The organism is Subtercola lobariae, assembly GCF_014640255.1.
In the GTDB taxonomy this organism is placed as follows: Bacteria; Actinomycetota; Actinomycetes; order Actinomycetales; family Microbacteriaceae; genus Subtercola; species Subtercola lobariae.
In genome coordinates this window covers 619,901-633,713 of the sequence record NZ_BMGP01000002.1, presented here as the reverse complement: position 1 = coordinate 633,713, position 13,813 = coordinate 619,901, and the positions used below count along the sequence as shown (strand labels likewise).

Genomic DNA, 13,813 nt, shown 5'->3' with positions numbered 1-13,813 from the left:
AAAGGAGTAATACCCATGGATTTCGGATACTGGACACCCGTTTACGGCGGATTCTTGCGCAACGTCGGTGATGAGGGCATGCCCGCGACGTGGGACTACATCAAGCAGGTCTCGATTCAGGCCGACCGTCTCGGTTTTCACACCACACTCGTTCCCGAGCTCTACCTCAACGACCGCAAGGGAATCGACGCACCGAGCCTCGAGGCGTGGGCGCTGAGCAGCGCGATTCTGGCCGTGACCGACAATCTGCGCGTAATGACCGCCATTCGGCCCGGCTTTCATTTGCCGACGGTGGCCGCGAAGACCTCGGCGACGATCTCTGACATCGGTGCGAACCGGTTCGCTCTCAACGTTGTCGCGGCCTGGTGGGCCGAAGAGGCCAAGCAATACGGCGGCACCTTCACCACCCATGACGCCCGGTACGCCCAGGCAACCGAGTTCGTCGAGATTCTGAAGGGCATGTGGAGCGAGACGCCGTTCAGCTACAAGGGCCAGTATTACGGTGTCGATGAGGCGATTCTCTCGCCGAAGCCGGGTCGGCTGCCGGCCATCTTCGCCGGCGGCGAGAGCGAGGCCGGCCGTGACGCCATCGCGGGCTTCGCAGACTCGTACGTTCTGCACGGTGGTTCGGTGGATGAGGTGCGAACGAAAGTCGCAGACCTCAACGAACGACGCAATCGTATTTCGGGTTCTGACTTCGCCGAATTCGGCATGGCGGCGTACGTTATCGTGCGCGACACCGAGGCCGAGGCGCAGCGTGAACTCGAGCGAATCACCACGGTCGATCCCGGGTCGCCCGGTTACGCGTCGTTCGAGGAGTTTCGAGCGCACTCGCAGCTCGACGTCGAGCTGAGCAAGCGCGAATACTCGGTCGGCACGCGTGGCCTGCGGCCGAATCTGGTCGGCACGCCCGAGCAGGTCGCCGAGCGTATTCTGCAGTATCAGGATGCCGGGCTCACCCTCTTGCTCATCCAGTCGTCACCCCTGCACGAGGAGCTCGAGCGCATCGCGGCTGACCTCATTCCGCTCGTCGGCGAGCGCGCTCTGGCGCCGCTCGCGAGTTAGCCGGGGGCGGCCGCCAGGCCGACGTTAGCCGCGGTCGGCCGCCAGGCCGAAGAGGGCGGGCGCCGGCCGGCCCTCAACGAGGTCGGCGAGCACTCGGCCGATCGCGGGCGTGAACGTGAAGCCGTGGCCCGAGAAGCCCGCGCCTACGGTGATTGCCCCCACTCGGTCGAGCACGAAGTTCGAGTCTGGGGTTGTGGTGTACGTGCAACTGATTTCGGTGAAGGCGTCGGGGTCGACTCCGGGTAACCATTCGCGCGCGTAGCGCTGCAGCGCCCGCAACTGGTCGGGGTCTGAGCGAAAGGTACGGGCATCCGGATCGGTGACAGCACCGAATCTGCGCCCCGTGTGCGGCGGCGGCCCGCTGCAATGCAGTCACGGCCGCATCGGCGTTGAGACGCCCGGCTTGCGGCGTGAACAGCACACGCTGGTCGAACCGGATGCCCGGCCACCGCCGCTCGGCCTCGCTCGGTTGCACGAACTGCGCCTCGAAGCCGGCCACCTCGAGAGCACGGGCCACCTCGTCGAATGCGGCATTCGCACCGTGGTTCACGATGCCCACCTGCTCGAGCAGCGAGGTGCCCGTCTCGGCCTCGAGGTCACGCCAGAGCGGCAGCGCCTCGGCCAGTAGCGCAAGGTAGGTCGGTTCGGCGTAGCTGAGGTTGAGGTTGCGCGATGCCCCGTGCGAGGCGCCGTTAGTGTGTCCGGCGGCGAATCGCTCGAGCAGGGTGACAGATCGGCCTCCGCGAGCGAGCTGCCAGGCAGCCGCCGAGCCCATGGCGCCGCCGCCGACGAGCACAACGTCGGCGTCAGTGTCGAGGGTCACCGCGCTGTACTCGCCGGTGCAGAGTGCGCAAGCACGACGGTGGATGCACCGTCGGCGGTGTCGCCAGAGGCGGATGTCGTGGCCCCGGCAGACACCCCCGGGGCTGCGCTACCCGCGGCGCTCGCGACAGCCGCGCTGCCCATGCCCTTCTCCCTCGCCCGCAGGGGTACCGGTGTCGGCAGCCCGAGCGTCTGGCGCAGCGTCGCCCCCTCGTCGTAGTCGCGGCGGTACACCCCGCGCTCCTGCAACTCGGGAATCACGGTGTCGACGAACTCGTCGAGCCCGGTCGGGCTGGTGTGACCCACAATGACGAACCCGTCAGACGCATCGTTCTGCACGTGCCGATTGATCGTCTCGGCCACCTGCGCCGGCGTACCCACGAAGGTGTGTTTGGCGGCGAACGAAATCACCAGCTCCCGGATGCTCAGCCCCTCGGCCTCGGACTGCTGACGCCACGCGCGCGAGACGGCCACCGGGTCGGCGAACTGCCGCACTCGCCCGCGAGCGATTCCCGCGGTGTCTTCGACCGGATCGGTGGCCGGAAGCGGGCCATCCACGTCGTAGCCCGACAGATCAGTGCCCCACACCTGCTCGAGAAACGAGATGGCCGTCTGCGGGCTGATCTGCAGCCGCCCGACCTCGCGCGAACGTTCTGCAGCCTCATCGGCGGTGTCACCCAGAATGAAGGTGGCGGCGGGCAGAATCTTGAGGGAGTCGCGGTCTCGGCCCACGGCATCCAGCCTGCCCTTAACATCACTGTAGAACTGCCGCCCCGCCTCGTATTCGGAGTGCCGCGAGAAAATCACCTCGGCGTTCTGCGACGCGAAGTCACGGCCGTCTGGCGAATCGCCGGCCTGCACGATGACCGGGTAACGCTGCGGGCTGACCGGGGTCGTGAACCGGCCCGTCACGTCGAACTGCGGCCCGTGGTGATCGATGGAGCGCACGGCCCCGGGGCGCACGAATTCGCCCGCGGCGGCATCAGCGATGACGGCGTCGTCGGCCCAGCTGCTCCAGAGCTGCTTGGCCACGTCGAGAAACTCTTCGGCCCGGCGGTACCGGTCGGCCGGGTCGAGGTAGGCGCCCCTGCGAAAGTTCTCGCCGTGAAACGCGTCAGACGTGGTCACGATGTTCCAGCCCGCCCGGCCGCCGCTGACGTGATCGAGCGAGGCGAGCTGACGGGCGAGCTCGTAGGGTTCGTTGAAGGTGGCGCTCAGCGTTCCGACCAGCCCGATGTGCCTGGTGACGGCAGAGACGGCGGCGAGGATGGCCGTGGTGTTCGGTCTGCCGACAACGTCGAGATCGTGAATGAGCCCCTTCTGCTCGCGCACGCGCAGGCCCTCGGCCAGAAACAGAAAGTCGAATTTGCCGCGCTCGGCGTTTTGCGCGAAGTGTCGGAACGACGAGAACGCCACTTGGCTGGCCTGATTGCCGTCGCTCCACACCGTGGTGTGGTTGACGCCTGGAAAGTGCGCAGCCAGGTGGATCTGCTTCAGGGGGCGGCCGTCTTCGGTGCGAGCTGTGCTCCGCTGCAGTGGGGTGGCTTGCAACTGTGTGCTGTGGAACTGCCTGCTCTGCGGGTGCGTGCTCTGCGACTGCGTGCTCATCGGGTGATGCTTTCTGTGCGGGCGACCTCGGCGGGCGCGTAACGATTGGGGGCTGCGCCGAAACCGAGGCGCTCACGCAACGAGTGCGCACCTTGCGCGGTGTCGCGAACGCCGGCCCGGTCGAGTAGCGGAATAATGTTCTCGGTGATCTCGTGCAGATCTCGCGGCAGTCGCGCGGGGCGCAACCGCACACCCGAAATGCCGCGGTGGTACCAGTGCAGCAGTTGGTCGGCGACCTCGGCCGGCGAACCCGCGAGAACGAGGGCGTCGGATGCCAGTGGTTGGCCGTGCAGGTCGTTCAGCCTGGCGAGGGCGGTACGGGCATCCGCAGCCGTCTCTTCGATCAGCACCACGATTTCGCTCCACACCTGCAGCGGGGCGCCCGCGAGCCGTTCGACGCTCTGCTCGGCGTCACGCAGCTCACTCAGAATCTGGTCGAGGTGCTCGTCGGTGTGCGGTGTGATCGCCACGATGTCGGCTTCGGCGACCGCGAGCTCGTAGGGCACTTTCTGATGGGCGAGCACGAACACGACCGGCTGACCCTGTGGTGAGCGTGGCACGATCGAGGGGCCCTTCACGCTGAAGTACTCGCCGACGAAGTCGATGTAGTGAAGCTTGTCGCGGTCGATGAAGCGACCGGTTTCGACCTCGCGGATGATGGCGTCGTCTTGCCAGCTGTCCCAGAGCCGCCGGGCGACCTCGACGGCATCGCGCGCCTCACCGAACAGCTCGGCGAGCAGGGCTTGGGCCCCTGGGTCGCCGCCCGTGATGGCCGCCGCGTCGAACGGCGCGATCGTTCGGCGACCGAAGTGCTGCGCTTCGTGCGCCCTGCCCGAAACCTGCACGCGCCAGCCGGCCCAGCCTTCGCTCACATAGTCGAGGGTCTGAAGGGCGGTCGCAGTGTGGAACGGCTCGGTGTGGGTGGTGGTGACGGTGGGTACCAGGCCGATTCCGCTCACGCGCGGGGCGATGGCGTTGGCGAGCACGACCGCGTCGAGGCGGCCGCGCACCTCGTCGGTGCGATCGGTCGCGGTGCGGTCTTTCTCGGCGTGGTCGGTCTCGGTGCGATCATTCTCGGCGTGCTCGCGCGCAGGCCCGAACCCCGAGGTCTGCAATCCCACCGCGTCTTCGATGGTGACGAGGTCGACATCGGCCGAGCGGGCGAGGCGCACCAGGTCGGTGTAATACCCCACGTCGAAGAGATCGAGGGGCCGGGCATCCGGTTCGCGCCAGGCTGCTGGATGCCAGCCGGCGCCATCGAGCGCAACGCCGAGGTACAACGGAGTAGTCACGTCATTCGTCTTTCGATCGGTGGGTTTCTTTCAAGCAAGCAAGCACGCAAACAGGCGGGTCGCGAGGTGCGCCCCGTCTACAGAGTGCTCACGAAATAACAGTAGTTTCGGCAAAACCATGCCGCTCTTTTCAAGTGACACACGAAGTCACGACTGCAACACCTGGTAACGCGCCTTGCGTTTTCGGTGGTGGTTCTGAGAGTTGGCTCAGGAGCTTCGGATTGTAAGCTCGCTTCGAGAAAGGTACCGATGCATCCCAGTCGATTCGACGCCATCACCCGCGCTGAGCTGAGCACGGCGGCGAGCCGAAAATGGAGCCTGCACCCGGGCACCATCGGCGCGTGGGTCGCCGAGATGGATTTCGGTACGGCACCCGAGGTGACGGATGCCCTGCACCGCGCCATCGACGCCGGCAACCTCGGTTACCTCTCGCCCGACACCAGCGCTCAGATGGCCCGGGCGACGGCTGATTTCGTGCAGGCCGAATACGGCTGGAGCGTGGATGCCGCACGGGTGCACGCCGTGTCAGACGTGATGGCGGCGCTCGAGGTCGCGGTGACGAAGTTCTCGCCGGCGGCAACGGGGGTCATCGTGCCGACGCTTGCCTATATGCCGTTCTTGAGTTTTCTGCCGACCCTCGGCCGGGCCGTCTTCGAGGTGCCCGGTGTGGTCGTCGAGGGGCGCTGGCAGCACGACCTCGACGCCATCGACGCTGCCTTTCGAGCGGGGGCCCGAACGCTCGTGCTGTGCAACCCGCACAACCCGACGGGCACGGCGCTGACCAGGGCAGAGCTCGAGTCGATCGCGGCGATCGTCAGCAAGCACAACGGGCGGGTGTTCGCCGACGAGATCCACGCGCCGCTGCGGTACGGATCGACGCCCCACATCGCTTACGCCTCGCTCTCGCCCGAAACGGCCGCGCACACCATCACCTCGACGAGCGCCTCGAAGGCGTGGAATCTGCCGGGGCTGAAGGCCGCCCAGCTCATCACGTCGAACGACTTCGACGAAGAGCTCTACCAGACCTTCGGGTTCGCCGTGCTGCACGGTGCATCCACTCTCGGCGTTGTGGCGTCGGCCGTTGCCTACGCCGAGGGGCGGCCGTGGCTGACCGAGGTGGTCGACTACCTCGACGGCAATCGTCAACTGCTCGGGCGGCTGCTGGCCGAGCACCTACCCGAGGTGCGGTATAGCATTCCGCAGGCCACGTACATCGCCTGGCTCGACTGTTCGGCGCTTGGTATCGAGGGGTCGGTCGCCGATTTCTTTCGGGTCGAGGCTGGGGTCACGGTGACCGACGGAGCGCTCTGCGGGCGGGGGTACGAACAGTATGTGCGGCTGATCTTCGCGATGCCGGCGCCGTTGCTCGAAGAGGCGGTTGTGGCGATGGCCGAGGCGGTTCGGCGGCACGCGGGCTGAAGGTGGGGCACCATCTTCGCCTGCGCCGCTTGGCCAGGCTCGCCGCGCGCGACGCGCGCGTCTCAGAGGTGAAGGGTGCCGTTCGCCACAACGAGGCCGGTGCCGCTGACCCGCACGTCTGAGCCGTTGACGAACACACGAATTCTGCTGGGCCGGCCGAGAGCGAAGCCCTGTTCGATGATGGTCTCGGTCGCATCCGACGCCTGACCGCGCGACACGAGCAGGGCGGCGAGCGGGCCGGCGGCGGTTCCGGTCGCCGGGTCTTCTGCGATTCCCATCACGGGGTTGAAGAAGCGGGCGTAGGCCGCCGAGCCGGGGTCGTGCGGGTCGCGGCTGAACACGTAGCATCCTTCGCCGCCGACTGCCGCGAGCACGACTGCTAGCTCGTTCGAGTCGGGTCGCGTAGCATCCACTGCGCTGCGCTCGGTGAGCGCCACCAGCAGGTGGCCGGCCCCGGTCGAGACGACCTGGGCGGCTTCGTCGGCGAGCTGGTTCTCGCGCAGGCCCAGCGCGGCAGCGAGCTGAGCCCGGTCTCTCACGCTGTCGCCGAAGACGGGCGCCGATTGCGACATCGAGACCACGGGCCTGCGGTCGGCGGCGGTTCGCACCTCGACCGGCAATACGTCGGGGCCGATCTGCTGCCAGTAAGTGCCCGGTTCTGAGCCGCTCGAGGGCGAAAACAGCGCGGGCCGCGATTGCGCCAGCGCCAGCCAGGCACCCAGCGCGTTGTGGCCGGCGCCGAACACCTCACTGCCGTTCGGGGTGAACGATCTCAGCCGAACCGTGGCGTTGGCGGCCGTCGGCTTTACGATGAACGTCGTCTCGGACTGATTGAACTCGCGCGCGATGGCCTGCATCACGGGCACGGCGAGCTCGTCGGCATCGTCGATCACCGCCAGCGGGTTGCCGTGCAACGGTTCGTCGGCGAATACATCGACGAACGCAAACGCGACTGAGGTGCGCATCAGAGGTTCTTCGCCGTCGTGACGCGAACCAAGGTGTGCTCGACGGGCTGGCCGGCCCAGGTCGCGGTCAGCACGGCATTGGTGGGGCGGTTATCCGGTTGCCCGGCCTGCGGCGGCGTTGCCTGCGTCGGGCTGCCGGATGCTCGGGGTGCGGGTTCGGGCGTTCGAAACACCACCACGTCGAATGCCGCGAAGCTCGTCGTGGAGTCGTGTGCGCTGCTGGTGGTCGAGATTTCGGCGACCGCCGGCGGCGAAATCGTGCGTGAACCGGCGCCCGAATCGGTGCCAGAACCCCTCACGAGAGCCCGCGGTTCACGCAAGATCAGCTCGCCATCGACATCGACGAACTCGTCGGCGTGCCGGCCACCGTTCAGCGCGGCATTCACCGTAACGGCGAGAAAGACCGGGTCGCCCAGCCCGTCGTAGACCCAGCGTGTGCCGAGCACCGAGTGTTCGGTGATTCCGATCAGCGATGCTTCGGCGCCCACGAGCGGGGCGCCTCGATAGGTCAGCGGAACCTGATGGATGACGCCTTCGTCGACCTGCACGAAAAGAGTCTCGACGCCGACCTCACCCGCAGGGTCGTCGAAGCGAAACGAGCCGACCGTCGAGAGCTGCGTCTGCGTCGGCGGAGTGCTGGTCGAACCAGTGCTGGTCGAACCTTTGCCGGCCGATGCCGTGTCTGGCGCGTACCAGGGCTGACGGGGGAGCCACCCGCGCAGCAGATCGAGTTTCGACGGCTGAAGGTCGGCGCGATAGATGAGGGCCATGGCAGAACATACTGCCGCACCTGGGGAGTTATGTGTCGTTCGATGACGTGCTCTGGTGACAGCGGATCGCTCTGCACGTACCGTGAATTCTACGAAAGTTCACGATGCGTTCGATTGAGGAAACGATGACCAGGCAGCCCACCCGTACCCCGCTCCACCCCGTGTGCGCAGTGGAGTTCGGCATGGAGTGTGCCCGCGCCGCCGAGGGGCACTCGCTGCACCCGATGCGCCGTCGCCTCGCAGCGGCAACGCCGAGCAAGTGGGCTGACGCCATCGTGTCGTCGGTGTCAGAAGACGGCTGGCTCGAACTCGTTTCGGTCGAAACCTCGAGCACGGTGCAGGTGTGGCACCACCATGACCTCGCCGAGGCGCTCAGCATCGGCGAACCCGTCGCGTTGCACGCCGCCTACAATGTGCTGGCGGTCGGGTCTGAGTGGTTCAGTGTCGTGGTGGAACCGGCAGCCGTAGAGGCTGCCCTGTAACGTCAGCCTGCCTGGTCGGGCAGCGGGCGGGTTTCAGCCGGCCGTCGACTTGGCATGCCAGCCGGTTCTGGCTGGCTAGCGTCAGCTGGCCATGGCCTTCATGCTGGTGAGCATGGCCTCGCACGCCTCCATGCACTGCATGCACGCCTGAGCGCACATCTTGCAGTGCTCGCTCATTTCGGCGTGCATCATGCACTCGTCGGCGCACGCCTTGCACATCGCCATGGTGGTCTCGAGCATCGACATCATGGTCATCATGTTCCAGCTCATCGGCCGCATCATCATGCGCATCATGGTGTTCGTCACGTCGGCGCACATCGAGCACATGCTCGCGCACTTGGCCATGCCGTCGCCCATATCGGCGTCGGCGCACATCACGCAAGCCTGCTCGCATGCCGAGCAGGCTTCGATACACGCCTCCATCATCGACATGTCCATGTCTGACATGCCCATCTCTTTCATGGTCGAAGCCATCGACATCGACATCATTTCGGTCATTGTGCTCATGGAATACCCTCATCTCGGTCGGGGCCACGTGCGGGCCGCGGTGTCTGGTCGAGCATCCTTCGCTCTGTTACGTAATATTACGGGGAGGCATTGACATCGCGCCACAAGCCTTCGGTTTTTCATAGCCCAACCCTCGGGTGGTCACAGAATGTCACAACCGGAATGCCGGCGGGGTGGTACCGGTTTACTTGAGCACTATGGGTCAATCGCCGAGTCGATCGCAGCGTCAATCGTCGCGCGTGTTCATCGTTCACGAGAATTCGGAGTGGCTGCCGCCGCTCTTGGCCGCCTTCGAAGCCGAAGACGTGCCGGTGAGCGAGATCGTGCTGAGCGGCGGATCGATCGACCTGGGCTCGGCCCCCGAACCGGGCATCTATTGGTCGCGGCTGAGCGCGTCGTCGCATACGCGTGATCACGCTGACGCCAAAGAATACGCGCGCGCCGTCTTCTCGTGGCTGCAGAGCAACGGCGCCCGGGTGGTGAACGGTCGCCAGGTGGTCGAGGTCGAGGTGAGCAAGGTGCAGCAGCACCAGTCGCTCGTTCAGGCCGGGTTCGACGTGCCCCGAACATCCGCCGTCTTCGGCCGTGCAGAGCTGAAGGGCGTGGCGCGCACCTTCGACACTCCCTTCATCACGAAGCACAATCAGGGCGGCAAGGGGCTCGGGGTGCGGCGGTTCGACACGCACGAGGCGTTCGAGACGTACGTCGATTCGGCCGAGTTCGAGGCCTCACCCGATGGCATCACGCTGATTCAGGAGTACCTCGTGGCGGCCGAGCCGTTTGTCACCAGGGTCGAATTCGTGGGCGGAAAGTACGTATACGCCGTGCGGGTCGATATTTCGGCGGGAAGCTTCGAGCTCTGCCCGGCCGACGCCTGCGAGGTGCCGCTGTTCACCCTGCGGGCGGGGTTCGACGACGACCCGCTCATCGCACGCTACGAACAGTTTCTCGAGGCTCAGGGCATCGAGATCGCAGGCATCGAGTTCATCGAGACGGCCGATGGTCGCCGCGTGACCTACGACATCAACACGAACACGAACTACAATTCCGACGTCGAAGCGTCGTCTGATCGTTCGGGGCCGCGCTCCATTGCGCGGTACCTCAAGGGGCTTCTGGCCGAGCGCTACGGGCAGACGGGCGGTGCGGATGCTTCGTCATCTGTCATCACGATCGCCGAACATCCTGCAACCGAAACCATCTCACAGAAAGTACTCATCTGATGTCGCATTACCTCGACCCCACTGACAAGCAATACACCCGTGTCTACAAGAGCGAGACGCCCGAGATCTTGAAGGCGTTCAACGAGTTCAACGCGGCGGTCTTCGCGCCCGAGGGGCCGGAGCTTTCGCTGAAGGTGCGGGAGCTCATCGCGGTTGCCGTGGGTATCACCACGCAGTGCGTGTACTGCATTGAGGCGCACTCCAAGAACGCGGCCGCGGCCGGCGCCACCGAGAAAGAGCTCGCCGAGACGGCCTGGGTCGCGGCGGCCATCAGGGCAGGCGGCGGCTTCGCGCACGGTCGTCTCGCCTTCAAGTTCACCGAGGGTGCGGCAGCCGAGCACACGCACTGACGCGGGCGTCGGCGCCGCGCTGCCGCGGCTCATTTCCAGAGCGGCAACTCTTGCCAATCTCGAGGAAACCCCATGCTCACGGCGGGGGTCAGAAGCAGTGCGCCGTCGGGAGCCAACACGTCGATGTCGAACTTTCTGATCTGGGTCTTGAAAGTCAGGTGCCAGGTGGAGCCTGCAGAGTGCGAGCGGAGCATGAACCCCAACACCGCAGCGTAGATGTAAAGACGTTGCTGGGGCTTTGGTGTTTCAGTGAAGTCGAACACCGTCAAATGCTCGAGCAAGTCGCCGGCGGTCTCGTGCATCTTGATGGCGAGCGATCGTTTGAAGGCCCGGTTGAAGAGCCGCGATCCGTGCGCGCAGACGTTCCTGAAGTCGACCATCATGCGCAGCACCGCGCCGAACGCCCGCGGATGGATGAACCCGAATTGGCGCGCTACCTCTCGCGCATCTTCGGTCTTCATGAGCTCGAAAAGATAAGGCAGCTTTCCGAAGCTGAGCACCTCGGTCACCGCCCAGATGGGTACGGGCTGTTCAGGGTATTTGAGTAGATGGTGAGTGATGAAGTCTTCATCTTCTGCTGCCGAACGAATTGCCTCGTCGCACGTCTGCAACCAGGCCTCGAACTTCGTTGTCGCCCCGCGGAATTGCCGACATTTCTGGTCATCCAAACATTCGGCGTAAGCGTGGGCGGCCACATTCCTTGCGGCCAATGTGTGCGCAATGGCTGCGCGAAGCCGGATTTCACAATCGAGCAGGCCCTCCAAGCAAATGCGGGTGAGTTTAGAGTCGAAAGACTCCAGTGTCGAGACGTGCGAAAAACTCGCGCCCGAAATGTAGTTATCGCTGCGGTATTGCCTCGGTTTGACGCTGACCTCGGCAGGCGGAAGGAGAAGGCGGAACACGTAGCGGTAGGCACCGGAACGAAAATATCCAACGCGAGTGAGAAAGGCGAGCGCCTCGGCGCGGTCGGGAACAGCGAGGCCACGATCTTCAAGCTGATCGAGTAGATCTTCGCGCTCGGTGAATAGCTTGGTATAGAGCATGTCTCAACTTATACCAGCAACGTCGGACACACATGAAAATCGCCCCCTTGAGCCGAGGCTCAGAGGGGGGCGATGTCTGATTCAGCGAATCTAGCACGGCCACGTCGTCGTAGCCAAACGAGCCGGTCGCCTTGCACAGCCGAACGATCGGCGCGGCGAAGGAGAGAACAATGCCAGAAACGAAGTCATCGCTGAAGTTGTTGGCCCACACCATACTGCTGGGGTACGAGACCGCCGAGTACCGGCATCCCTGGGAGCGCGACGCGCAGTCGGGATCGTTCGAACGCATCGTCACCCGGGCGCAGGCGGTGGAGGCGGCCGGGTTCGACGGGGTCTTCTTCGGCGATGCTCCGGCCCTGATTCGTGAGACGCTCGCCGCCACCGGCGCGTTTCCCTACGAGCCGTTCACCCTGCTCTCGGCGCTGGCCGCGCGTACCTCGCGCCTCGGGCTGAGCGGCACGATCGCCACGCAGTGCAACGACCCGTACAACGTCGCCCGTCGGTTCGCCTCACTCGACCAGGTGAGCGGGGGCCGCTCGGGCTGGAATGCGGTGACCGGATTCATCGGCGAACAGAACTTCGGGTTCGCCGACATCATCTCGGCCGCCGAGCGCTACCGCCGCGCCGAAGAGTTCGTCGATGTGGTGTTACAGCTCTGGAACAGCTGGAAGCCGGGCTACCTCGAGCCAGATTCCGCTACTGGACTGTATTACAACGTCGACAAGATTCGCGACATCGGCCACCATGGGCAGTATTTCGATGTGCAGCAGGCTCTGAATATCCCACCCTCGGCCCAGGGCCACCCCGTGGTGGTTCAGGCGGGCGGGTCAGAGAACGGGCTGGAGTTGGCGGGGCGATACGGCGAACTCATCTATGCGGCCGCGCCCACCCTCGAGCACGGCCGACGCCAGGTCGCTTCTGCCGAGCATCGACGACATCAACAGGTCGGGCCGCCGTCGCAGCCGAGCGCTCTTGTACCGCGAATTCGCCGTGCGCCCCGGGGCGACCCTGCGCTCGTTTCTCACCGAGGTCGTCACGGGTACTGGTCACACGAACATCGTCGGCAGCTTCGACGAGGTGGCCGATGAACTCGAACGCTGGCATCAGACGGATGCCGCAGACGGCTTCGTACTGATGGGAACCAATTCGCTGCAGCAGTTTCTCGGCGAGATCGTGCCTTGGCTCGAGCGGAAGGGCATCTTCGATGCGCGGCCTGAGCTCACGACGTTCCGGAGCCGGCTCGGTCTGCCGGAGGTATCGGTGGGCGCCGAGGCTCGGGTGGCGGCGTAGCCGTGACGACTAGCTGCGGCCGTGAACGCTGCGGCGAGACCGACACGATGGTGCCGCTGAGCGCGGCGATGAATTGAGAAACGAGAAGACCGCTGAGCGGCAGAAACAGCCGCCGAAGCGACGCCGGATGCGCTACCGGATGGTCTGCGCGACCGCCACTAGCTCTGGCCGCGGTAAACGACCTGCACGTTCCAACCCTTGTTGAACACGTAGCCGAGGCCGTGCACGGTGCGCACGAGGTCGGCCTCAGAGCCGAGTTTCACGCGCAGGCGCCGCACGTGAACGTCGACCGTTCGTGAACTCATCTGGTCGGCGAGTTCACCCGACCAGAGCACCTCGATCAGTTCCTGCCGGGTCACGGTGGTGCCCTCGTGTTCGACGAGGTACTGCAACAGCTCGAATTCCATGTACGTCAGCAGTCTCACCTGGGGCCCGATGAGCATACGGCGGCGGGAGAGGTCGATGACGACGTTCTTGGCTCCCGACCGGGCATCCGTACCGTTGCCGTCGCCGGGCCCTCGAGCTGCGGCAAGGTCGGGCCGCGAGGTGGAGTTCTTCACCACGTCGAGGTCGCGGCCCCCGGAATCGCGCGGAGCCACCGCGATCGACGTATACGTCTGGGCGCTCGGCGCGATCGTCTGCACGAGCTCTTTGAGGGCAGCCGCCATCTCGCCGAGGGTCGTGCCGTCGGCGAGGGCATGGTATTCGTCGAGCCCGATGTACACGGCGAATCCTCGCGCTTCGGCGTGCTCGTTCGGCGGCCCTGTGGGGGAAGGCTGTGTCATGGTTCACCTCCGTGCATCGTTCGTTCTGGCTGAGCGACGCGGTGACGGGAATCGAACCCGTGTAGACAGCTTTGCAGGCTGCTCCCTGGCCTCTCGGGCACACCGCGGCGACCGAAAATCTCGGTACGTCTGAAGTGTGCGCCGGGGTGCAAGTCGGGTTCTCGAACATGACGCACCGTGTCGGTTTATCTCGGT

Annotated in this window: 16 protein-coding genes, 1 tRNA gene and 1 pseudogene; 8 read left to right on the top strand and 10 right to left on the bottom strand. The window is 65.3% G+C overall.

Translation table 11 applies throughout. The features are described from left to right. Positions 1-15: 15 nt before the first annotated feature. A complete protein-coding gene (locus IEX24_RS07320) occupies positions 16-1,065 on the top strand; it encodes an LLM class flavin-dependent oxidoreductase (protein WP_188675900.1) in 1,050 nt (349 codons plus the stop codon). Positions 1,066-1,089: 24 nt separating this feature from the next. Here IEX24_RS07320 and IEX24_RS19930 read toward each other — a convergent pair whose 3' ends face one another. From IEX24_RS19930 to IEX24_RS07305, 4 genes and pseudogenes are all read right to left on the bottom strand, one after another. Then, a complete protein-coding gene (locus IEX24_RS19930) occupies positions 1,090-1,344 on the bottom strand; it encodes an FAD-dependent oxidoreductase (protein ID WP_307821236.1) in 255 nt (84 codons plus the stop codon). Positions 1,345-1,464: 120 nt separating this feature from the next. After that, positions 1,465-1,840 (bottom strand): annotated as a pseudogene (locus IEX24_RS19925) (FAD-dependent oxidoreductase); the annotation flags it as partial. A gap of 44 nt (positions 1,841-1,884) precedes the next feature. Continuing rightward, on the bottom strand, positions 1,885-3,495 hold the full coding sequence (locus tag IEX24_RS07310) for an NtaA/DmoA family FMN-dependent monooxygenase (protein ID WP_188675897.1): 1,611 nt from the start codon (positions 3,493-3,495) through the stop codon (positions 1,885-1,887). Continuing rightward, the gene (locus IEX24_RS07305) at positions 3,492-4,787 is read right to left on the bottom strand and encodes an LLM class flavin-dependent oxidoreductase (RefSeq protein WP_188675883.1); all 1,296 of its coding nucleotides are present in this window, start codon (positions 4,785-4,787) and stop codon (positions 3,492-3,494) included. Before IEX24_RS07305 ends, IEX24_RS07310 begins: the two co-directional genes overlap by 4 nt. A gap of 249 nt (positions 4,788-5,036) precedes the next feature. Here IEX24_RS07305 and IEX24_RS07300 point away from each other — a divergent pair, with 249 nt between their 5' ends. After that, a complete protein-coding gene (locus IEX24_RS07300; protein WP_188675881.1) occupies positions 5,037-6,206 on the top strand; it encodes a MalY/PatB family protein in 1,170 nt (389 codons plus the stop codon). A 62-nt stretch (positions 6,207-6,268) separates the two neighbouring features. Here IEX24_RS07300 and IEX24_RS07295 read toward each other — a convergent pair whose 3' ends face one another. Continuing rightward, positions 6,269-7,171, bottom strand: a complete 903-nt coding sequence (locus tag IEX24_RS07295) for a PhzF family phenazine biosynthesis protein (RefSeq protein WP_188675878.1) — start codon at positions 7,169-7,171, stop codon at positions 6,269-6,271. After that, positions 7,171-7,941: a maltokinase N-terminal cap-like domain-containing protein gene (locus tag IEX24_RS07290; protein WP_188675875.1), complete on the bottom strand. Its 771-nt coding sequence runs from the start codon at positions 7,939-7,941 to the stop codon at positions 7,171-7,173. Before IEX24_RS07290 ends, IEX24_RS07295 begins: the two co-directional genes overlap by 1 nt. Before the next feature lie 125 nt (positions 7,942-8,066). On the opposite strand from IEX24_RS07290, the gene IEX24_RS07285 reads away from it, so the two are divergent. Next, entirely contained in the window at positions 8,067-8,423 is a 357-nt protein-coding gene (locus tag IEX24_RS07285) for a hypothetical protein (RefSeq protein ID WP_188675872.1), read from the top strand. Between the two features lie 81 nt (positions 8,424-8,504). On the opposite strand, the gene IEX24_RS07280 is transcribed toward IEX24_RS07285, so the two are convergent. After that, positions 8,505-8,870, bottom strand: coding sequence for a four-helix bundle copper-binding protein (locus IEX24_RS07280; RefSeq protein ID WP_229715151.1), 366 nt, complete (start codon positions 8,868-8,870; stop codon positions 8,505-8,507). Here IEX24_RS07280 and IEX24_RS07275 point away from each other — a divergent pair. From IEX24_RS07275 to IEX24_RS07265, 3 genes are all read left to right on the top strand, one after another. Further along, entirely contained in the window at positions 8,869-9,024 is a 156-nt protein-coding gene (locus IEX24_RS07275) for a hypothetical protein (protein WP_188676607.1), read from the top strand. The genes IEX24_RS07280 and IEX24_RS07275 overlap by 2 nt on opposite strands. Positions 9,025-9,169: 145 nt before the next feature. Then, the gene (locus IEX24_RS07270; protein ID WP_229715150.1) at positions 9,170-10,150 is read left to right on the top strand and encodes an ATP-grasp domain-containing protein; all 981 of its coding nucleotides are present in this window, start codon (positions 9,170-9,172) and stop codon (positions 10,148-10,150) included. Beyond that, positions 10,150-10,500: a carboxymuconolactone decarboxylase family protein gene (locus IEX24_RS07265; protein ID WP_188675869.1), complete on the top strand. Its 351-nt coding sequence runs from the start codon at positions 10,150-10,152 to the stop codon at positions 10,498-10,500. Before IEX24_RS07270 ends, IEX24_RS07265 begins: the two co-directional genes overlap by 1 nt. Positions 10,501-10,529: 29 nt before the next feature. Here IEX24_RS07265 and IEX24_RS07260 read toward each other — a convergent pair whose 3' ends face one another. Further along, a complete protein-coding gene (locus IEX24_RS07260; RefSeq protein WP_188675866.1) occupies positions 10,530-11,543 on the bottom strand; it encodes an Abi family protein in 1,014 nt (337 codons plus the stop codon). Positions 11,544-11,713: 170 nt separating this feature from the next. Between IEX24_RS07260 and IEX24_RS07255 the strand changes: the two genes are divergently transcribed. Both IEX24_RS07255 and IEX24_RS07250 read left to right on the top strand, forming a co-directional pair. After that, positions 11,714-12,631, top strand: coding sequence for an LLM class flavin-dependent oxidoreductase (locus IEX24_RS07255; protein WP_188675863.1), 918 nt, complete (start codon positions 11,714-11,716; stop codon positions 12,629-12,631). After that, positions 12,621-12,833: a hypothetical protein gene (locus IEX24_RS07250; protein ID WP_188675858.1), complete on the top strand. Its 213-nt coding sequence runs from the start codon at positions 12,621-12,623 to the stop codon at positions 12,831-12,833. The genes IEX24_RS07255 and IEX24_RS07250 overlap by 11 nt, the downstream gene beginning before the upstream one ends. Before the next feature lie 158 nt (positions 12,834-12,991). Here IEX24_RS07250 and IEX24_RS07245 read toward each other — a convergent pair whose 3' ends face one another. Beyond that, positions 12,992-13,618 (bottom strand): winged helix-turn-helix domain-containing protein, encoded by a 627-nt coding sequence (locus IEX24_RS07245; RefSeq protein WP_188675855.1) that lies wholly within the window; start codon positions 13,616-13,618, stop codon positions 12,992-12,994. A 36-nt stretch (positions 13,619-13,654) separates the two neighbouring features. Continuing rightward, positions 13,655-13,725: transfer RNA gene (locus tag IEX24_RS07240), tRNA-Cys, on the bottom strand. Positions 13,726-13,813 lie beyond the last annotated feature (88 nt).